Source organism: Actinomadura physcomitrii (assembly GCF_008923205.2).
Classification (GTDB): Bacteria; Actinomycetota; Actinomycetes; order Streptosporangiales; family Streptosporangiaceae; genus Spirillospora; species Spirillospora physcomitrii.
Genome location: NZ_WBMS02000024.1, coordinates 1 through 19,972, shown reverse-complemented (window position 1 = coordinate 19,972; position 19,972 = coordinate 1). Strand labels below are relative to the sequence as shown.

20 protein-coding genes and 1 pseudogene are annotated in these 19,972 nt (G+C 73.4%); 17 read left to right on the top strand and 4 right to left on the bottom strand.

What is annotated here, in order from left to right; all coding sequences use genetic code 11:
- Positions 1–184 precede the first annotated feature (184 nt).
- From F8568_RS27415 to F8568_RS27335, 17 genes and pseudogenes are all read left to right on the top strand, one after another.
- On the top strand, positions 185–583 hold the full coding sequence (locus tag F8568_RS27415; protein WP_151596584.1) for a rhodanese-like domain-containing protein: 399 nt from the start codon (positions 185–187) through the stop codon (positions 581–583).
- A gap of 72 nt (positions 584–655) precedes the next feature.
- The gene (locus tag F8568_RS27410) at positions 656–1,441 is read left to right on the top strand and encodes a DeoR/GlpR family DNA-binding transcription regulator (RefSeq protein ID WP_151596583.1); all 786 of its coding nucleotides are present in this window, start codon (positions 656–658) and stop codon (positions 1,439–1,441) included.
- 289 nt (positions 1,442–1,730) lie between these two features.
- A complete protein-coding gene (locus tag F8568_RS27405) occupies positions 1,731–2,807 on the top strand; it encodes a substrate-binding domain-containing protein (RefSeq protein ID WP_202125407.1) in 1,077 nt (358 codons plus the stop codon).
- 36 nt (positions 2,808–2,843) lie between these two features.
- Positions 2,844–3,653, top strand: a pseudogene (locus F8568_RS27400) (ATP-binding cassette domain-containing protein); the annotation flags it as partial.
- A 244-nt stretch (positions 3,654–3,897) separates the two neighbouring features.
- A complete protein-coding gene (locus tag F8568_RS27395) occupies positions 3,898–5,142 on the top strand; it encodes a sugar ABC transporter permease (protein ID WP_202125405.1) in 1,245 nt (414 codons plus the stop codon).
- Between the two features lie 30 nt (positions 5,143–5,172).
- Positions 5,173–6,684: an FGGY-family carbohydrate kinase gene (locus tag F8568_RS27390; RefSeq protein ID WP_151596582.1), complete on the top strand. Its 1,512-nt coding sequence runs from the start codon at positions 5,173–5,175 to the stop codon at positions 6,682–6,684.
- Complete coding sequence (locus F8568_RS27385; RefSeq protein ID WP_151596581.1) at positions 6,681–8,156, top strand: FGGY-family carbohydrate kinase; 1,476 nt, start codon at positions 6,681–6,683, stop codon at positions 8,154–8,156. Before F8568_RS27390 ends, F8568_RS27385 begins: the two co-directional genes overlap by 4 nt.
- Positions 8,153–8,785 (top strand): histidine phosphatase family protein, encoded by a 633-nt coding sequence (locus F8568_RS27380; protein ID WP_151596580.1) that lies wholly within the window; start codon positions 8,153–8,155, stop codon positions 8,783–8,785. Before F8568_RS27385 ends, F8568_RS27380 begins: the two co-directional genes overlap by 4 nt.
- Positions 8,782–9,834 (top strand): 2-hydroxyacid dehydrogenase, encoded by a 1,053-nt coding sequence (locus tag F8568_RS27375; protein ID WP_151596579.1) that lies wholly within the window; start codon positions 8,782–8,784, stop codon positions 9,832–9,834. The genes F8568_RS27380 and F8568_RS27375 overlap by 4 nt, the downstream gene beginning before the upstream one ends.
- Positions 9,835–9,888: 54 nt before the next feature.
- On the top strand, positions 9,889–10,701 hold the full coding sequence (locus F8568_RS27370; RefSeq protein WP_151596578.1) for a hypothetical protein: 813 nt from the start codon (positions 9,889–9,891) through the stop codon (positions 10,699–10,701).
- Positions 10,702–11,076: 375 nt separating this feature from the next.
- Positions 11,077–11,790 (top strand): hypothetical protein, encoded by a 714-nt coding sequence (locus F8568_RS27365; protein ID WP_151596577.1) that lies wholly within the window; start codon positions 11,077–11,079, stop codon positions 11,788–11,790.
- A gap of 367 nt (positions 11,791–12,157) precedes the next feature.
- On the top strand, positions 12,158–13,090 hold the full coding sequence (locus F8568_RS27360) for an NAD-dependent epimerase/dehydratase family protein (RefSeq protein ID WP_151596576.1): 933 nt from the start codon (positions 12,158–12,160) through the stop codon (positions 13,088–13,090).
- 8 nt (positions 13,091–13,098) lie between these two features.
- A complete protein-coding gene (locus tag F8568_RS27355) occupies positions 13,099–13,971 on the top strand; it encodes an RNA polymerase sigma-70 factor (RefSeq protein ID WP_151596575.1) in 873 nt (290 codons plus the stop codon).
- 43 nt (positions 13,972–14,014) lie between these two features.
- Positions 14,015–14,506 carry a metallophosphoesterase family protein gene (locus F8568_RS27350; protein WP_151596574.1) on the top strand — a complete coding sequence of 164 codons (492 nt, stop codon included), beginning with the start codon at positions 14,015–14,017 and terminating at the stop codon, positions 14,504–14,506.
- Between the two features lie 62 nt (positions 14,507–14,568).
- Positions 14,569–15,087 carry a DUF1877 family protein gene (locus F8568_RS27345; RefSeq protein WP_151596573.1) on the top strand — a complete coding sequence of 173 codons (519 nt, stop codon included), beginning with the start codon at positions 14,569–14,571 and terminating at the stop codon, positions 15,085–15,087.
- 41 nt (positions 15,088–15,128) lie between these two features.
- Positions 15,129–15,989 carry a crotonase/enoyl-CoA hydratase family protein gene (locus F8568_RS27340; protein ID WP_151596572.1) on the top strand — a complete coding sequence of 287 codons (861 nt, stop codon included), beginning with the start codon at positions 15,129–15,131 and terminating at the stop codon, positions 15,987–15,989.
- A 166-nt stretch (positions 15,990–16,155) separates the two neighbouring features.
- On the top strand, positions 16,156–17,541 hold the full coding sequence (locus F8568_RS27335; RefSeq protein WP_151596571.1) for a nucleobase:cation symporter-2 family protein: 1,386 nt from the start codon (positions 16,156–16,158) through the stop codon (positions 17,539–17,541).
- 52 nt (positions 17,542–17,593) lie between these two features.
- On the opposite strand, the gene F8568_RS27330 is transcribed toward F8568_RS27335, so the two are convergent.
- The 4 genes from F8568_RS27330 to F8568_RS47505 form a co-directional block, all read right to left on the bottom strand.
- Positions 17,594–18,436, bottom strand: coding sequence for a patatin-like phospholipase family protein (locus tag F8568_RS27330; protein WP_151596570.1), 843 nt, complete (start codon positions 18,434–18,436; stop codon positions 17,594–17,596).
- Between the two features lie 79 nt (positions 18,437–18,515).
- On the bottom strand, positions 18,516–18,980 hold the full coding sequence (locus F8568_RS27325) for a DUF2752 domain-containing protein (protein ID WP_236009219.1): 465 nt from the start codon (positions 18,978–18,980) through the stop codon (positions 18,516–18,518).
- 9 nt (positions 18,981–18,989) lie between these two features.
- A complete protein-coding gene (locus F8568_RS27320) occupies positions 18,990–19,274 on the bottom strand; it encodes a CD225/dispanin family protein (RefSeq protein WP_151596569.1) in 285 nt (94 codons plus the stop codon).
- Positions 19,275–19,511: 237 nt separating this feature from the next.
- On the bottom strand, positions 19,512–19,972 hold a 461-nt coding region (locus tag F8568_RS47505), incomplete at its 5' end, for a hypothetical protein (protein WP_207750430.1).

Below are 19,972 nucleotides of genomic sequence, written 5' to 3'. Positions count from 1 at the left end.
CCGCAGCGCCGCCACGAGACCGCCGTGATCGCCCACATCCGCCCCTTCGCCCTGGACCGTTCCGCCGCGCCGAGGCGGCGCCCCTGCCGTCGACGGTAGTACCGCGCCGTCCCGGGCGCGGCCACCGGGCGAGCACCGGATTCCCTATTCGCTCAGTAGGGAATCTGATGCCATGCTGGGGGACATGTCGCGCAGCATCGATGAGATCCTCGCCGCCGCCCGCGAGCGGCTCGACCGGCTCGACCCCGGCACGGCGCACGCCGAGGCCCGCGACGGCGCCGTGCTGGTGGACATCCGCCCGGCCGCGCAGCGGGCCGCCGAGGGCGAGATCCCGGGCGCGCTGATCGTGGAGCGCAACGTCCTGGAATGGCGGTTCGACCCGCGGTCGGACGCCCGCCTGCCGCAGGCCACCGGGCACGACGTGCGCGTCATCGTGTTCTGCTCCGAGGGCTACACCTCCAGCCTCGCCGCCGCGTCCCTGCACGACCTCGGCCTGACCCGCGCCACCGACGTCGTCGGCGGCTTCAAGGCATGGCGCGACGCCGGCCTGCCCGCCACCGCCGGGAGTGACAGCACCGGTTGAGGTCTTAACATCAGTGATGTTAACTTCCCCCCTACCCGCCGCGCTCGCGGCGTCCGGACGGAGGAGCGGGGCATGAGCAACCGGCAGCGGCGGGGGCCCGCCCAGCGCCAGGACGCGATCGCCGAGGCGGTCCTCGCCCAGGGCTCGGCGACCGCCGCCGAGCTGGTCGAGCGGTTCGGGGTCAGCCTGATGACCATCCACCGCGACCTCGACGAGCTGGAACGGCAGGGCATCGTCCGCAAGTACCGGGGCGGGGTCACCGCGCAGCGCTCGGGCGTCTTCGAGAGCAGCGTCGCCTACCGGGGCAAGTCGATGCGCGAGGAGAAGGAGGCGATCGCCGCCGCCGCGGCGGAGCTGGTCGAGCCCGGCATGGCGATCATGCTGGACGACTCCACCACCGCGCTCGCGCTCGCCCGCCGGATCAAGGACGCCGGCCCGCTGACGATCGTCACCAACTTCCTGGACTGCCTCAACCTGCTGGCGCCCGTGCAGGGCGTCCGGCTGATCGCGCTCGGCGGCGACTACGACCCGCTGCACAACTCCTTCATGGGCGTCTCGTGCGTCGAGGCGATCGAGTCGCTGCAGGTCGACCTGTGCTTCGTGTCGACGTCGGCGGTGTCCGCGGGCAACGCGTGCCACCAGGAGCAGCGGGTCGTGGTGGTGAAGCGCGCGATGCTGCGCAGCGCCGTCCGCAACGTCCTGCTGGTGGACCACACGAAGCTGGGGCGCACCGCGCTGCACCGGGTGGCGCCGCTCGGCGAGTTCGAGCGGGTCATCACCGACGACGGCGCGTCCGCCGCGGCGCTCCGCGAACTCGACCGGCACAAGGTCGAGTACCAGGTCGCCGCGCGCGGCTGAGCGCCCGTTCCGCCCGCCTTGCTGTGATGGGCGATGTTAGAACCAACACCACGATGACCCGTGTCGCCTAGAGGCTCCGCGCGGTCGATATCGAGTTGTGACCTGGGTGTTCCGTCGACTGCTCTGGCACGACATCACGCCGATGAATGTTAGTTAACGCAGCACTATTGACACTTCTAACGTTCTGGGTGTTACGTTCTCACCGCGACGGCCGGTCGGACCCGGCCCGGACGGCCGCCGCACTGGATCGGCCGCCCATCCCCACGGGCGCAGCACCGAGGAGACCTCAGTGACGAAGCTTTCCCTCCGGACGGCCGCCGCGGCCGGCGCGGCCCTGGCCGTGCTCGCCCCCGCCGCGGCCTGCTCGTCCAAGAGCGCGGGCTCGACCGGCGGCGACGCGAAGAACGCCAAGATCGCGTTCCTCATGCCGGACATCGCCTCGACCCGCTACGAGCTGTACGACGCGCCGCTGTTCAAGGCGAAGATGAAGCAGCTGTGCGGCGGCTGCTCGGTGCTGTACCAGAACGCCGGCGCGGACGCCTCGAAACAGCAGCAGCAGGCCAGCTCCGTGCTGGCGCAGGGGGTCAAGGCGATCGTGATCGACCCGGTCGACTCGGCGGCGGCCGCGTCCATCGTCCGGATGGCGCAGTCCCGCAAGGTCGCCGTGATCGCCTACGACCGGCCCATCCCCGCCGCGAAGGCCGACTTCTACGTCTCCTTCGACAACGAGAAGATCGGCGCGATGATCGGCCAGTCGCTGGTCGACCACCTGAAGCAGACCAAGGCCAGGGGCGGGATCCTCGAGGTCAACGGCTCGCCGACGGACGCCGCGGCGAACCTGATCAAGAAGGGCATCCACAGCGCGGTCGACCCGTCCGGCTTCAAGCTCCTCGCCGAGTACGACACCCCCGGCTGGGAGCCCGCCAAGGCGCAGGACTGGGTGAGCGGCCAGATCAGCAAGTTCGGCGGCCAGATCGCCGGCGTCGTCGCCGCCAACGACGGCACGGGCGGCGCGAGCGTCGCCGCGTTCAAGGCGGCCGGGAAGCCGGTCCCGCCCGTCACCGGCAACGACGCCGAGCTCGCCGCCGCGCAGCGGATCGTGAACGGCGACCAGTACAACACCATCTCCAAGCCGATCAAGATCGTCGCGGAGGCCGCCGCGGAGGCGGCGTACGCGCTGGTCAAGGGCGACAAGCCGAAGCCGAACGCGACGCTGTTCAACACCCCGTCGCAGCTGTTCACCCCGACCGTGGTCACCAAGGACAACATCGCCACGGTGCTGCTCGGGCCGGGCGGCGCGCTCAAGGCCTCGCAGGTCTGCACCGCCGAGTACGCCTCGGGCTGCACCCAGCTCGGCATCAAGTAGCGGCCCGCACCGGGCAACGATCCACGAAGGTCGGTCATGTCACCCACGCCCACCCCCACGGCCCCCGCCCCGGCCGCCGCGACGGACGGCGCGCTGCTGTCGCTGCGCGGCATCAGCAAGTCCTTCGGCGCGGTCGCCGCGCTCACCGGCGTCGACCTGGACGTCGCGGCGGGCGAGGTCGTCGCGCTCGTCGGCGACAACGGCGCCGGCAAGTCCACGCTGGTGAAGGTCCTGTCCGGGGTGCACCCGCCGGACGCGGGGACCATCACGTTCGAGTCCCGGGAGGTGGCGGTGCCGAGCCCCGCGGCGGCGCAGCAGCTCGGCATCGCGACCGTCTTCCAGGACCTCGCGCTCTGCGAGAACCTGAACGTCATCGAGAACCTGTTCCTCGGCCGCGAGCTGCGCGCGCTGCGGCTGGACGAGGTCGCGATGGAGGTCCGGTCCCGGGAGCTGCTGCGCCAGCTGTCGGCGAAGATCCCGTCGGTGGAGGCGCCGGTCGCGGCGCTGTCGGGCGGGCAGCGGCAGACCGTCGCGATCGCCCGCTCGCTGCTCGGCGACCCGAAGGTCATCATCCTGGACGAGCCGACCGCCGCGCTCGGCGTCGCACAGACCGCCGAGGTGCTGAACCTGATCGAGCGGCTCCGCGAGCGCGGCCTCGGCGTCATCATGATCAGCCACAACATGGCGGACGTGAAGGCGGTCGCGGACCGCGTCGCCGTGCTGCGGCTCGGCCGCAACAACGGCGTGTTCGACGCGGAGACGACGTCCGCCGAGGAGCTGGTCGCGGCGATCACCGGCGCGACCGACAACGTGGTGAGCCGCCGCTCCCGGCGCGCCCGCGCATCCGGCGGAGAGCCCGGCCCCACCGCCGAGCAGGACGCCGCCGAGCAGGACGCCGCCGAGCAGGACGACGCCGAGCAGGACGACGCCGAGCAGGACGACGCCGAGCAGGACGACGCCGAGCAGGACGACGCCGAGCAGGACGACGCCGAGCAGGACGACGCCGCCGAAGCGGAGCCCGCCGACAAGGCCGACAAGGCCGACGCGGACGAGGCCGTCCCGACGATCGCGATGACGAAGGGGGAGGGCGATGAGTGACCTCACCACGGCGCCGCCGGTGGAGCGCGCGCCGGTCGAGGAGCCGCAGGACCGCGGCCTGCGCGCCACCCTCACCGGGATGGCGGACCGGGTGCGCGGCGGCGACCTCGGCGTATGGCCGGTCGTCGCGGGCCTGGTGGTCATCTGGACCGTCATGCAGGCCCTGAACTCGGTGTTCCTGTCCAGCGCGAACCTGGTGAACCTGGCGATGGAGTGCGCGCCGGTCGGGGTGATCGCGCTCGGCGTGGTGTTCATGCTGCTGGTCGGGCAGATCGACCTGTCGGTCGGGTCCGTCAGCGGGCTCAGCGCGGCGATCACCGCGGTGCTGTTCGTCGACCACGGGATGCCCGCGGTGGTGGCGCTCGTCGCGGCCGCGGCGGCGGGCTGCCTGATCGGCTGGTTCTACGGGCAGGTGTTCAACCGGCTCGGCGTGCCGAGCTTCGTCATCACCCTCGCCGGCCTGCTCGGCTTCCTCGGCCTGCAGCTGCTGATCCTCGGTCCGAAGGGCTCGATCAACCTGCCGTTCGACTCGTGGCTGGTGACGTTCGCGCAGCTCGACTTCGTCCCGCCGTGGCTGGCGTACGCGCTGTCCGCCGCGGGCGCCGCCGCGCTGTACTGGACGGGCCACATGAAGGCGGCGGCGCGCCGCAAGGCGGGCCTGCCCGCCACCACCGAGCAGACGCTGGTGCTGCGCAGCGCCGTCCTCCTCGTCGGCCTCGCGGTCGCCGTCTGGTACCTGAGCCGGGACCGGGGCGTCGGCTGGATGTTCGTGCTGTTCCTCGGCCTGGTGCTCGCGACGCACTACGTTCTGTCCCGGACGAAGTACGGCAAGTCGGTGTACGCGGTGGGCGGCAACGTCGAGGCGGCGCGGCGCGCCGGCATCAACGTCAAGGCGATCTACACCTCGGCGTTCGTGGTGTGCACGACGCTCGCCGCCGTCGGCGGGATCCTCGCCGCGGCCCGGCTGGCGGCCTCGAACCAGAGCAGCGGCGGCGGCGACGTGAACCTCAACGCGATCGCGGCGGCCGTCATCGGCGGGACGAGCCTGTTCGGCGGGCGCGGCAACGCGTTCGCGGCGCTGCTCGGCATCGTCGTCATCCAGTCGATCTCCAGCGGGCTGACGCTGCTGAACCTCGACTCGTCCTACCGTTTCATGGTCACCGGCGCGGTGCTGCTGCTCGCCGTGGCGCTGGACTCGGTCGCCCGCCGGTCGCGGCGGACGCACGGCCGCGCCTGACCCCTGTTTCCGCACCTCACGGGAGAGCCGATGGCGGTCGTCTGCGTCGACGCGGGCACCACGATGATCAAGGCGGCCGGGTACGCCGAGGACGGCACGGAGCTGGCCGTCGTCCGCCGGCCCACGGCGGTGTCGCGGCCCGCGCCCGGCCGGGCCGAGCAGGACATGGCCGAGGTCTGGGACGCGGTGGCGGGCGCGGTGCGCGAGGCCGCCGCGGCGGTCACCGCGCTCGGCGCGGGCGTCGACCTGCTGGCGCTCACCGGGCAGGGCGACGGCAGCTGGCTCGTCGACTCCGCCGGCGAGCCGACCGGGCCCGCGATCCTGTGGAACGACGGCCGCGCCGCCGCGATCGTCGAGGAGTGGGCGCGCGCGGGCGTCATCGCGGAGGCGTTCCCGCGCAACGGGTCGCTGCCGTTCCCGGGGCTGCCCAACGCGATCCTCGCCTGGCTGCGCGAGCACGACCCGGACCGGCTCGCCCGCTCCGCGACGTCCCTGACCTGCGGCGGCTGGGTCTTCGCGCGGCTCACCGGCCGGATCGCCGCCGACTCCTCGGACGCCTCGGCGCCGTTCATGGACGTCCGCGAGCGCGCGTACTCCGGCGACCTGCTCCGCCTCTACGGAATGGAATGGGCCCGCCAGCTGCTGCCGGACCTGCTCGACGACGGCGAGCGGGCCGCCCCGCTCACCCCGGACGCGGCGGACGCGCTCGGCCTGGCCGCCGGGATCCCGGTGGTCATGGCCCCCTACGACATCGCGTCCACCGCGATCGGCGCGGGCGCGGTCGGCATCGGGCAGGCCTGCACGATCCTCGGCACGACGCTGTGCACCGAGATGGTCGTGGACGCGCCGCGCCTGGACGGCGAGCCGTCCGGGTTCACGGTGGCGATGGGCCTGCCGGACCGGTGGCTGCGCGCGTTCCCGACGCTCGCGGGCGGCCAGGTCGTCGACTGGGCCCGCCGGACGCTCGGCCTCGACGGCGACCCGTCCGCGCTGTCCGCGCTGGCGGCGCAGTCCCCGCCCGGCGCCGGCGGCCTGGTGTTCCTGCCGTACCTGTCGCCCGCCGGCGAACGCGCGCCGTTCCTGGACCCGCGGGCGCGCGGCGCCTTCCACGGCCTGACCGTCGAGCACGAGCGCGCCGACCTCGCCCGCGCCGTCCTGGAGGGGCTCAGCCTGGTCGTCCGGGACTGCCTGGAGGCGGCCGGGACCCGCCCGACCGAGCTGCGGGTCAGCGGCGGGGGTTCGGCGAGCGCGTTCTGGCTCGGCATGCTCGCCGACGTGACGGGCGTCCCGGTCGTCCGGTCGGCCGACGCGGAGGCGGGCGCGCGCGGCGCGTTCATCGTCGGCCTGCTCGCCACCGGCCGCGCCAAGGACGCGCGGGAGGCGGCCGGGCAGTACGTCCGGCCCGGCGAGGTCTACGAACCCGATCCGGCGCGGGCCGTGCACTACGCGCAGGCGTACCAGGACTTCCTGGAGATCAGGCGCGCGACCGCGCCGGCCTGGCCCACGCTCGCCGCGATGCGCGAGCGCGGGGGTGAGCGGTGACCGCCGTACCCGTCTGGGTCGGGGTCGACCTCGGCACGCAGAGCGTCCGCGCCCTGGCCGTCACCGCGTCGGGGCGGGTCGCGGGAAGCGGGACGGCCCCGCTGTCGGGCCGCCGCGACGGGCCCCGCCACGAGCAGGACCCGGAGCAGTGGTGGACGGCCGTCGCCGCGGCCTGCCGCGAAGCGCTGCGCGACGTCCCGGCGGGCGCGGTGCGGGCCGTCGCGGTGGACGGCACGTCCGGGACCGTCCTGCTGACCGACCGCGACGGGCGCCCGCTGACCCCGGCACTGATGTACGACGACACCCGCGCCGCCGGCGCCGTCGAGCGGATCAACGAGGCCGGCGGCGAGGTGTGGCGCAAGCTCGGCTACCAGCGCATGCAGCCCGCGTGGGCGCTGCCGAAACTGCTGTGGCTGCTGGACAACACCCCCGGCCTGCCGGACGGCGCGCGCCTGGCGCACCAGGCCGACTTCGTCAACCGGCGGCTGACCGGCCGTCCCGTCGCCGCCGACCTCAGCAACGCCCTCAAGACCGGCGCCGACCTCATCGCCGAGGCCTGGCCGCTGGACGTCCTCGACGCCCTCGGAGTCCCGGCCGGCCTGCTCCCCGAGCTGGAACGTTCCGGCACCCCGCTCGGCACGGTCTGCGCCGGCGCCGCCGAGGTCACCGGGCTCCCCGCCGGCACGCCGGTGATCGCGGGCGCGACCGACGGCTGCGCCGCCCAGCTCGGCACCGGACGCCTCACCGCCGGCTCCTGGAACTCCGTCCTCGGCACCACGCTCGTGCTGAAGGGCGTCACCGACGACCTCGTCCACGACCCGTTCGGCGTCGTGTACTCCCACAAGGCGCCGGACGGGCGGTGGCTGCCCGGCGGCGCGTCCAGCACCGGCGCGGGCGCCCTCACCCGCGACTACCCGGGCCGCGACCTCGCCGGCCTCGACCGCCGCGCCGCCGGCCGCGAACCCGCCGCCGCGCTGACCTACCCGCTCGTCGGCGCGGGCGAGCGGTTCCCGTTCGTCGCGCCCGACGCCCGCGGGTTCACGCTCGGCGCGACCGGCGACGAAGCCGACGCCTACGCCGCCGTCCTGCAGGGCGTCGCGTTCATCGAGCGGCTCTGCTTCGACCACCTCGACCTGCTCGGCGCCCCGACGGGCGGCGACCTGACCCTCACCGGCGGCGCCGCGAAGTCCCGGTACTGGTGCCAGCTGCGCGCCGACGTGCTCGGCCGGCCCGTCGTCCTGCCGCGCCAGGCCGAGCCGGCGCTCGGCGCCGCCGTCCTCGCCGCGTCCCCGGGCGGCGACGTCGCCGGCGCCGCGTCCCGCATGGTCGCCGTCGCGGCCACCGTCGACCCGCGGCCGGGCAACGCCGGCCGGTTCGACGACGCCTACGTCCGCATGGTCGACGAACTGGAAGGACGCGGATGGCTGCCCGCCCCGACCGCCGCCCACGCGCGGGCGAGGACGGCCCGATGACGCGGCTCGTCCTCGTCCGCCACGGCGAGACCGAATGGCACGCCGAGAACCGCTACGCCGGCACCAGCGACGTCGCCCTCACCCGGCGCGGCCTGGAGCAGGCACGGCTGCTCGGCGCGTGGGCGCGGGCGGCCCGCCCCGACGCCGTCTGGTGCTCCGACCTCGGCCGCGCCCGGCTCACCGCCGAACCGTCCGCCAAGGCGATCGGCGCCGATCCCGTCGTCGACGCGCGGCTGCGCGAGCTGCACTTCGGCCGCGGCGAGGGCCTCACCCGCGACGAGATGGCGCGCGCGTTCCCTGACGAGCTGCGCGCCTTCCGCGCCGACCCCGTCGCCGGCCACCTGCCCGGCGGCGAGGACCCCGCCGCCGCCGCGGACCGCTTCACCGCCTGCCTGCACGACATCGCCGGACGGCACCCCGGCGGCCGCGTCCTGGTCGTCGCGCACTCCACCGCGCTGCGCCTCGCGCTGTGCCGGCTGCTGGGGCTGCCGCTCAAGGACTACCGGCGGCGGTTCCCGTCGCTGGGCAACTGCGCACTGACCGAGATCCGGCTCCGGGACGGCGAGGCCGCCCTCCTGGAGTTCAACACCGCGATCGAAGGATCGCTCGTTCCCTGGAGCCAGCAATGACGACCCGCGTCCTCGCGGCCGGTGACCTGTTCGTCCGCAACCGCCTGTTCATCGACGCGCTGCGCGCCGCCGCCCCCGGCGACCTGGAGTTCACCGAGCTCACGCTGCCGTGGCCGGTCGAGCCGTTCGGGCGGGTCGCCGAGGTGGACGAGGCGTCCGGCACCGAGGAGCGGCTCATCGAGGCGCTGCGCGGCGCGCGGATCTGCGTCACCCAGATGGCGCCGCTCACCCGCCGCGTCCTGGAGGCGTGCCCGGACCTGGAGCTGTTCGGGATCAGCCGCGGCGGGCCCGTCAACGCCAACCTGGAGGCGGCCACCGAGCACGGCGTCGCCGTCTGCTACGCGCCCGGACGCAACGCGGGCGCCACCGCGGAGCACACCCTCGGGCTGATCCTCGCCGCCGTCCGCCGGATCCCGCAGACCCACGCCGACCTGGTCGCGGGCCAGTGGCGCGGCGATTACTACCGGTACGAGGACGTCGGCGTCGAACTGCTCGGCAGCACCGTCGGCCTCGTCGGCTGCGGCGCGGTCGGGCGCCGCGTCGCCCGGATGCTCGCCGCGCTCGGCGCGAAGGTCCTCGTCCACGACCCGTACCTCGACGATCTCGGCGACCTCGCCGACGCCGCGGAACTCGTCCCGCTCGACGACCTGCTGGCACGCGCGCAGATCGTCTCCCTGCACGCCCGCGCCACGCCGCAGACCACCGGGATGATCGGCGCCGCGCAGATCGCCGCGATGGCACCCGGGTCGATCATCGTCAACTGCGCCCGCGGATCGCTGCTGGACTACGACGCCGCCTGCGACGCCGTCGAGTCCGGGCACCTGTTCGCCGCCGCGTTCGACGTCTTCCCCGAGGAGCCCATCCCGGCCGGGTCGCGCCTGCTGACCACGCCGAACGTCATCGTCACCCCGCACCTGGCCGGCGCCAGCAAGCAGACCGCCGCGAACGCCGCCCGCATCATCGCCGAGGACGTCGGCCGCCACCTGCGCGGCGAGCCCCTCCTGCACTGCGCCAACCCCGGCGCCCTCACCGCGCCGCGCCCGGCCTGACCCCGGCGCCGCTCCCGAGACTCCCCGCGCAACCCCCCACCACGAGGAGGCACCATGCAACCGACCCGCCTACCCGCCGACACCCCGCTGACCCGCCGCACGGCCCTCGGCCTCGCGGGCGCCGCCGCGCTCGCCGGCGCCGCGACGCTCGCCGGGACGGCCCGTCCCGCCGCCGCGGCCGAACGCTCCTACACCTTCGAGCTCGTCTTCGACGTGCCCGACACCGACAACATGCAGGGCCTCGCCTACCAGCACGGTCGCTTCTTCGTCGGCTTCGACGTGGGCGGCGGCATGGGCGTCATCCGCGAGTACCGCCCCGACGGCACCAAGGTCAAGGAGAGCGCGCCGCTCGACGTGGGGCACGCCGCCGAGGTCAGCGTCCGCCGCGCCGACGGGCTGCTGTACGTCGCGACCGGCGGCGGCACCAACCCGACCAAGGTGAACGTCGTCGACTGGACGGGCGAGCCGCGCATCGTCCGCACCATCGATTTCGGCTCCCTCGGCAATTCCGGCCTCGTCGCCGTGGACGACCGCCGCGACGGGCTGCTCGTGCACGCGGGGCCCGGCGACAACGGGCCGTTCGTCTTCGCCTTCACCGACCTGGACGGGAATGTCCGCTCGACGTTCCCGCTCGGCTACCAGGGCGTTCCGCAGGGCCTGGAAATGTCCGGCGACAAGGTCCTCTACTACACCAACAACACGATCACCGTGCTTGACCGCGCCGGCACGATCCTGGAAGCGATCACCATCCCGCTCACGGGTGAGAGCGAGGGCCTCGCCGTCGCGCCCGCGGGCCGCGGATCGCGCGTCTTCGTGGGCTACAACAAGCCCAACCGCGTCTACGCGATGACGCCCGCCTTCCGCTGACAGGCCAGGCGCGCGGCCGGGTCCGTCCACTACCTCCCAAGCCCGGCCGCGCGCCTTCCCGCCGCTTTGCAGCGATCCGCACAATTCCGTCCGCTGCGATCGTTCCAATCTCGGATTCGTTGTAAAATTCGACGGTATCGGACCTGCGGCGAGCGCCGATTCACGGCCAGGTGAGTGTTCTCCCGGGTCCCTTTATCGGGATCCGACGAATTGTCGGCCTCCTTGCGAAGCGCTCTATCCTTTCCGCGATCACTCGGGTATGAACAAGGGGTGATCGGCGCGGTCACGGCGGGATTCCGCGGGCCGCGCGCAGGGGGCCGCGCGCGGGCGCTCCCGCGCGCGGAGGCAGGAAAACGCTCTCCGAGGAGGAACCCCGTGAACGCTCCCGCCCGACTCGCCCGGCTGGCCGCCCCGGCGGCCGCCGCGTGCGCCGCGCTCGCGCTGGCGGCCGGACCCGCGTCCGCCGCCACCACCACGATCCGCCAGGACACCGCCACCGGCGCCCCCTACGCCGGGAACTGGCAGATCTCCACCGTCGGCACGCTGAACTTCTCCACCACCTTCCTGGGCGTCAACGTCACGGGTACCTGCGACAGCGCGCAACTGCAGGGCACGAACACCTCCGACGGCGCCGGCGAGCTGACCGCCGCGTCCATCGGCGCCTGCCACACCTCCAACGGCTTCAGCTCGCCCGCCACCGACCTCGACCTCGGCGGCGTCTCCGACCGGTCCGGGCAGGTCACCTACGACCCCGTGCAGGGCGGGCGCGACGGCGTCATCGCCATCGGCGGCGACCTGCGGGTCACCCTCAAGGGCCAGGTGCTCGGCCTCACCGTCACCTGCATCTACGGCTTCCGCACCGGCGGGTCCGACGGGCTCGTCTTCGACGTCTACAACCGCGACAACCCGAACCGGCCCCTGTCCGACGACGACCTGCAGGGCAAGTCCGACGCCATCCAGCTCGTCCGCGAGTCCGGCAGCAGCGGCCTCTGCCCGTCCAGCGGCACCGGCAGCGGCGCGGCCATCGGCCGCGGCGAGAGCACGCCCGGCTCCGGCGTCTTCGACCGCAAGCTCTACCTGACCTCCTAGCCGGCAGGGGTAGCGGCCGGGCCCCGGGGCCGGTGCAAGGGAGTGGTCTTCCACCTCGGCGCCCGGCCGCCCCCTGCTCCTCGCGGTGCTGGGTCGCCGTGCCGGGGCGGCCGGGGGCGTACGGCCGGATCCCGTGGACGATTCGCGAGGGGTTCGAGCCTAACCCCGCAGGTCAGAACGGTGTAATGACAGAGTGCTTACAGTTGTTTCCCACCGGTGTCCAGATCCCCGGGTGGATTGATCACCCGGTTCCGGGCATGTGGCCTGAATCACGCGGTGCGCTGTCACGCCCGGTGGATCCGCCCCGTCCTGATGCCGTAACCGACCTTCTCCCGGCCCCGCGCCGGGACGGACATCAGGAGCCGTCATGCGCGTTCTCGTCGCCGGATCCACCGGAGTCATCGGCCGCCGGCTCATGCCGCTGCTCGAGGCCGTCGGCCACGAGCCGATCGGGTTGTCGCGCTCCGGCCGCGGCCCGGGCCGCACCCTCGCCGCCGACGCGCTCGACCGGGACGCGGTGTCCCGCGCCGTCCGCGAAGCCGCGCCCGACGCGGTCGTCGACCTGCTCACCGCCATCCCCGCCGCCACCGACCCGAAGCACCTCGCCCGCGACTTCGCGCTCACCAACCGGCTGCGCACCGAGGGCACCCGCAACCTCTACGACGCCGCCCGCGACGCCGGCGCCGAACGCGTCCTCGCCCAGGGCCTCGCGTACGCCTACCAGCCCGCGGACGGCCTCGCCGACGAGGACGCGCCGCTGTGGACCGAGCACACCCCCAAGCAGTTCGCGCCCGTCCTGTCCGCCCTCACCGACCTCGAGACGATGACCGCCGGCGCGGACGGCCTCGTCCTGCGGTTCGGGCACCTGTACGGCCCCGGCTCCGCCTTCGCGCCCGACGGGTCGTTCACCGCCCAGGTCCGCGCCGGGAAGGTGCCGGCCGTCGGCGGCGGCCACGCCGTCCTGTCGTTCACCCACGCCGACGACGCCGCCACCGCGATCGTCGCCGCGCTCGACAAGGACGTCACCGGCGCCCTGAACATCGTCGACGACACGCCCGTCACGATGGCGGACTTCCTCACCGGCTACGCCCGGATGCTCGGCGCGCCCGCGCCCAAGCGCGCCCCCGCCGCGCTCGCCCGGCTCGCCGTCGGCGGCTGGGGCGTCGCGTTCATGAACCGGCTGCGCGGCGCCGACAACACCCGCGCCCGGCTCCGCCTCGACTGGCGGCCCCGCCACCCGAGCTGGACGCACGGCATCGAGGCCGGCGGGACGGGCGGCACCGCCCGCGACGCGGCATGATCGTGCGCATGGACGCACGGGAGGGCGCCGCCGGCGCGTTCGAAGAGCACCGCCCGCTGCTGCTCGGGCTCGCCTACCGGCTGCTCGGCAGCATGTGGGACGCCGAGGACGTCGTCCAGGAGGCCTACCTGCGGTGGACGCGGACCGACCCGGCCGAAATCGCCTCGCCCCGCGCCTACCTGGTCACGATCGTGTCGCGGCTCGCCCTCGACCAGCTCCGCTCCGCCCGCGTCACCCGCGAGGCCTACACCGGGCCCTGGCTGCCCGAACCGGTGTCCGCCGCCGCGTTCGGGCCGCTGGAGACCGCCGAGATGACCGACACGCTGTCCTACGCGACCCTGCACATGATGGAGCGGCTGACGCCGCCCGAACGCGCCGTCTTCGTGCTGCGCGAGGCGTTCGAGCTGCCCTACGAGGAGATCGCCGGCATCGTCGGCGTCCCCGCCGCGACGTGCCGCCAGCACCACCGCCGCGCGGCGGCCCGCCTCGCGGAGGGGCGCGACCGGTTCCGGCCCTCCACCGCCGACCACACCGAGCTCCTCGGCCGGTTCCTCGACGCCGCGCGCGGCGGCGACCTCGCCGCCCTCACCGACCTGCTCGCCGAGGACGTCGTGGCCTGGAACGACGGCGGCGGCAAGGTCCGCGCCGCGCTCCGTCCCGTGGTGGGCCGCGACGCGGTCGCCGCGTTCATCACCGGGCTCGGGACGCGCTACGGCTTCGGCGAACTTCGGATCGTCGAGGCCAACGGCGCGCCCGCCGTCTGGACCCGCATCGACGGCCACGAGCAGCTCACCGCGTTCGACGTCCGCGACGGCCGCGTGCACGGGCTGTTCGCCGTCCTCAACCCCGACAAGCTCGACCGGGTCCGCCCGGCGTCCTGACCCCGGCGCCGGCCGCGGAACCGCGGCACCGGACAATGGAGGGGTGAGAGCGGTGGTGGTCTCCGACACCCACGCGCCCCGGCGCTGGAAGGCGTGCCCGCCGCGGGTGGCCGAGCACCTGCGGGGCGCCGACGTCATCCTGCACGCCGGGGACGTCTGCGTCGCGTCCGTCCTCGACGAGCTCGCCCAGTACGCGCCCGTCCACGCCGTCCTCGGCAACAACGACGGTCCCGACGTCGCGGAGTGGGGCGCCCCCGAGCGCCTCGAACTCGACCTCGGCGGCCTCGCCGTCGCGATGGTGCACGACAGCGGCCAGGCCCGCGGCCGCACCGCCCGGATGCGGCGCTGGTTCCCCGCCGCCGACCTCGTCGTCTTCGGGCACTCGCACATCCCGCTGGACGAGACCGGCGACGGCGTGCGGATCTTCAACCCGGGCTCGCCCACCGACCGGCGCCGCCAGCCGCGCGGCACCATCGGCCTGCTCGACATCGAAGGCGGACGCCTCACCGGCGCGGAAATCGTTCCCGTCACCTGATCACCGGCGGGCACAATGTCCGTCATGGACGAGACGGGCACGGGGCGGCCGTGGGCTACTGGATGAGTCTCGACCGCCACGACTGGACCGAGGTCCACGCGCTCCTCGACCATCCGCACGGCCTGCGGAGCGGCCTGCGCCGGCTCGAGGACGCCTGGAACGAGTCGCTCCGCGAGCTGGAGTCGGCGCACACGACGCGCACCTGGGACGCGATCCACATCCTGCTGACGGGATGCGAGAACGACAAGGACGCCAGGGTCCCGCTCGGCCCGGCGCCCGCCCGCGACGTCGTCATGGGCGGGCTCGTCCTGAGCGACGGCACCTCCCGCCTCAACGTGCCGATACTGCTGAGACCCGCGGAGGTGCGCGCCGTCGACGCCCACCTGCGCGGGATCGACCTCGACGCCCTCATCCGCGAGCGGTACCCGCTGCTGCTGGAGATCGGGCCGTACTCCTTCGATTTCGGTGACGAGGGCGACATGGTCACGAACGGGCTACTCGCCGCCGATTTCGCGGTCCTCCGCGCCTTCTACGCCCGCGCCGCCGCGGCGGGCAACGCGGTCATCAAGTTCATCTTCTGAAATGATCGGTCAGTAAGACCGCACTTACGAAGGGGACCGGCATGACCGACCGCGTGACCGTGCACGTCCACGAGGGAGTCGCCGACGTGCGGCTCAACCGTCCCGACAAGCTGAACGCCCTCGACATCGCGACCTTCGAGGCGCTCGCCGAGGCCGGCGACGCGCTCGCCGCCGCCCCGTCCGTCCGCGCGGTCGTGCTGTCGGGGGAGGGGCGCGCGTTCTGCGCCGGGCTCGACTTCGCGAACTTCGCCGCGATGGCCGGGGACGGACCGTCCGGCGGCCCAGGCACGGGCAACGGCGGCTCCGGCGGGCAGCGGTCCAAACGGCTGTCGTCCGACATCACCGACCGCGAGCCGGGACGCATCACCAACCTCGCCCAGCAGGCCGTGCACACCTGGCACGAACTCCCGCAGCCGGTCATCGCGGCCGTGCACGGGCACGCGCTCGGCGGCGGATTCCAGATCGCGCTCGGCGCGGACATCCGGATCGTGGCGCCGGACGCGAAGCTGTCGATCCTGGAGATCCGCTGGGGCCTGGTGCCCGACATGACCGGGACCGCCGCGCTGATCCGGCTCGTCGGGGAGGACGTCGCCAAGGAGCTGACGTTCACCGGACGCATGGTCACCGGCGACGAGGCCGTCCGCCTCGGCCTCGCCACCCGCACCGCCGGCGACCCGCGCGCCGCCGCGCTCGAGCTCGCCCGCGAGATCGCCGGCAAGAGCCCGGACGCGATCCGCGCCGCCAAACGCCTGCTCAACCGCGCCGCCGAGGGCGGCGACCTCGCCGGCCAGTACCTGGAGGAGTCCCGCGAACTCGGCGCGCTGCGCGGCTCCCCCAACCAGGCCGAGGCCGTCCGCGCCTACTTCGAGAAGCGCGAGCCGGCCTTCACCGACCCCGCCTAGAGCGCACCTCTGCGCATGGGATGGGCGGCGGGCGCCCATCCCACGTCGCGGCGCGCGCCGCCGGGACCGCACCCGCCGACGCCGCGGCGTGCCGGCACCGGTATCTTCTGCCGTCGTGATCAGGGCGTCCACCTGGTCCGACTCACCCCCGGAAGGCAAGGCAGGCATGCCCGAAGAAGGACCGCGCCGGCACCCCGTCGACGAGGTGCTCCCCGTCCCGAAGCTCGCGCTCTACGGTTTCCAGCACGTCCTGGCGTTCTACGCCGGCGCCGTCGTCGTCCCGATCCTCGTCGCCGGCGCGATCGGGCTGTCCCCGCAGCAGCTCGTCTACCTGATCAACGCCGACCTGTTCACCTGCGGGATCGCCACCATCATCCAGTCGCTCGGCGTCTGGCGGATCGGCATCCGGCTGCCCATCGTGCAGGGCGTCACGTTCACCGCCGTCGCCCCGATGATCGCCATCGGGCAGGGCGCCGAGAGCGCCACCGCCGGCCTCCTCGCGATCTACGGTGCCACCATCACCGCGGGCCTGGTCACCCTCGTCGCCGCCCCGTTCCTCGGCCGCGTGCTGCGCTTCTTCCCGCCGCTCGTCACCGGCACCGTCCTGACGATCATGGGCCTGGTGCTGCTGCCGAACGCGCTCACCGACGCCGCCGGCGGCGCCGCGGCCAAGGCCGCCGGCAAGGACTTCGGCAGCTGGAAGCACCTCATGTACGCGGGCGGCACCCTGCTGTTCATCGTCGTCCTCTACCGGCTCCGCCGCCCCTTCCTCAGCAGCATCGCCGTGCTGCTCGGCCTCGTCGGCGGGACGGCCGTCTCCTACGCGCTCGGCGACACCGCCTTCGACCAGGTCGGCGAGTCCGACTGGTTCGGCGTCACCACCCCGTTCCACTACGGCGCCCCGACCTTCCACATCGGCCCGATCGTCGCGATGCTGCTGGTCATGATGGTCACCGTCGTGGAGACCGTCGGCGACTCCAAGGCCACCGGCGAGATCGTCGGCAAGGACGTCACCGACGCCGACATCACCCGCGCGCTGCGCGCCGACGGCCTGTCCACCTTCCTCGGCGGCTCCCTCAACGCCTTCCCCTACACCTGCTTCGCGCAGAACGTCGGGCTCGTCCGGCTCACCGGGGTCCGCAGCCGGTTCGTGGTCGTCGCGGCCGGCGCCGTCATGATCGTCCTCGGGCTGTTCCCGAAGGCCGCCGCCTATGTCGCGTCCATCCCGCCGGACGTCCTCGGCGGCGCCGCCGTCGCGATGTTCGGCATGGTCGCCGTCGTCGGCGTCCAGACCCTCGCCAAGGTCGACCTCCGCCAGGAGCGCAACGCGCTGGTCGTCGCCGTCAGCATCGCGCTCGCACTGCTCCCCACCGTCGTCCCGCAGTTCGGCGAGAACATGCCGAAGGACGTCGCCGCCATCCTCAACAGCGGCATCACCATCGGCAGCATCAGCGCGATCGTGCTGAACCTCGTGTTCAACGTCTTCACGCGCACGCCGCCGACGGGCGAGGACGCCGCCGTCCCCGCAGCGGAGCCGGCCGCCACCTCCTGACCGCGCCCGCCGGGCCCGCGGCTCCCACCGGACGCCGCGGGCCGACGGCCGATCAGTTCCAGAAGGCGGCGATCCCCGCCGCGGCGGCCCTGCCCTGCGCGAGCCCCGCCTCCGCGGACGGCGTCCGCGTCGACGGGTCCAGCGGATCGGCGCCGAACGCGGCGGTCGACGCCTCGTCCGCCCGGATCACCTCGACCGCCCCGCCCTCGGCCCGCACCGCGCCGATCTCGCGGTCCAGCGAGGGATCGTCCATCGGCGCGGCCAGCAGGACCCGCTCGTAGCCGGCGGCCAACGCGAGGTTGTTCGCCGAATGCACGCCGCCGTCCATGTAGCGGACGCCGCCGATCGTCACCGGCGGCCAGATCATCGGGACCGCGCAGCTCGCGGCGATCGCGTCGACGAGGCCGACCCCGGAGTCGCGGTCCAGCACCCGCAGCTCACCCGTCAGCGCGTTCACGGCCGTCACGAGCAGCTCGCGCGCGGGCCAGTCGTGCGACGGCAGCCGCTCCTCGATCACCGCGCGCCGCTCCGCCTCCGTCACGGTCTCGGCCGCGAGCGCCCGCGCGCCGAGCGCCTGACGCCCCGCCACCGGATCGTCCCGATGCTCCACGGCGAGCTGCATCCAGATCTCCATGACCGTGCTCACCGACACCCCGGCCGGCACCAGCTCCCGGTTCTGCAACGCCGGGTCGGCCTGCCGCGCGTACAGCTCCTTCAGCGGCAACCCGCTCGCGACCTGCGCCGCCACCGCGGAGCCCGCGGACGTGCCGACGAGCAGGTCGGCCCCCGTGACGTCCACGCCCTCCTCAGCGAGCCCGAGCAGCAACCCGGTCAGCCAGGCGATGCCCGCGACCCCTCCGCCGCCGAGCACCAGGGCGCGTCCTTTGTCGGTCATGTCCGTCCTCTCCTTGGGTGACCGATAGAGCGTAGGGAGATCGACCGACATTCCAGCGGCCACCCCTTCGAGACGGCCGTCACGCGGCCAGGAAGGATCCGAACGGCAGGTTGCGCAGCACCCAGAACAACAGGACCGCACCGAGGAACACCCAGATCAGCCGCGGGTCCGCGACCCGGCTCCGCACGGGACGGTCCAGCAGACGGGCGGACGTCCAGCGAACCCAGAAGAAGACGAGCACCGGAATCATCACGACCGCGAAGACGTTGAGGCCCAGAGCGTCCCGCACGTGCCCGTGCGCGAGCGCATGGATCGTGCGAAGAGCCCCGCACCCGGGACACTCGTAACCGGTCAACGCCAGGAACGGGCAGGCCGGGTAGTGCCCCGTCTCCCCGGGATCCACGGCCGCGACGTACGAGACCGCGGACACCGCCAGTGCCAGGACGCCGGCCGGACGCCACAACCGCCGCGCCGCCCCGAGCGGCGAGCGATCGAGGCGGGCCGGCATGCCGTCCGGCCGGGCGGACACGTGCTCATGCACCATGACCGGACGTCAACTGTTGGCGGCGGCCGCCGCGATGACGATCAGGTAGATCACGAGGATCGCGGCGGTGACGGCGGCCGAGACGATCGCCCACGTCTTGGCGTTGTTCGACGCGCTGATGGCGCCCGCGTGGTCGCCCGACGCCCACTTGGAGTCGACCTGCGCGGCGAACACGATGGACACGATCCCGGCGGGCAGGCAGCAGAACAGCGTCGTCAGGATCGCCCACACGAGATGGTTGGGCGGCGGAGCGGCGCCGTATCCGTAGTTCGTCGGCGGGGGGTAGTAGCTCATCCGCGTACCTCCGTGGAGTCGGCCGGTTCACAGATGTAGATGGCCGGAGGACCCGGCCGGTTCCCGGCACAAAGCACGAAACGGCGCGGGGCCGCCCAGCGCCCGGGCGCGTCGATTTGACGAGGCCGTGCGGACCACGTAAGTTAATCCCTCGTCCCCCTCACGGATGCAGGACGCCCGCGCGGCGGCCGGCCGATGGGGAAACCATCACTCAGCAGCCGGCGCGGCTCCGCCGTGTCAGCCGTGCCGTGGTGGCATCGGAAAGGCCCGATTTTGCAAAACGGGCCGGATCTGATGAAATGGCAACACCGCCCGGAAGGGCCGCGCGAGCGGACCGGAAAGGCGATCGGAAAAGCCCGGAAATTGACACTCCGAGCGGATCTGATAAAGTAAGAACAGTCGTCCCGGGGCGGGAAACGCGAAAGCGAATCCAGCACGGTGGGTGTCCGTTTCTTGAGAACTCAACAGCGTGTTAAAAGCCAGTGCCTTTATCGACCCGGCCGGCAGGCCGGGTCGCCCCGTGGCCATCCTCGTTCGCGGGGGTGGTGGGGATTTCTTTGAGGCAAAGCGGTCTGTTTTCGGATGGATCGTGTTGCTGGGATTTTCTTCTGAGGTTTGGCTGCTTCGGGGTTCGCCCCCTGGGGTGGTCGTTGGGCCTTGATGGAGAGTTTGATCCTGGCTCAGGACGAACGCTGGCG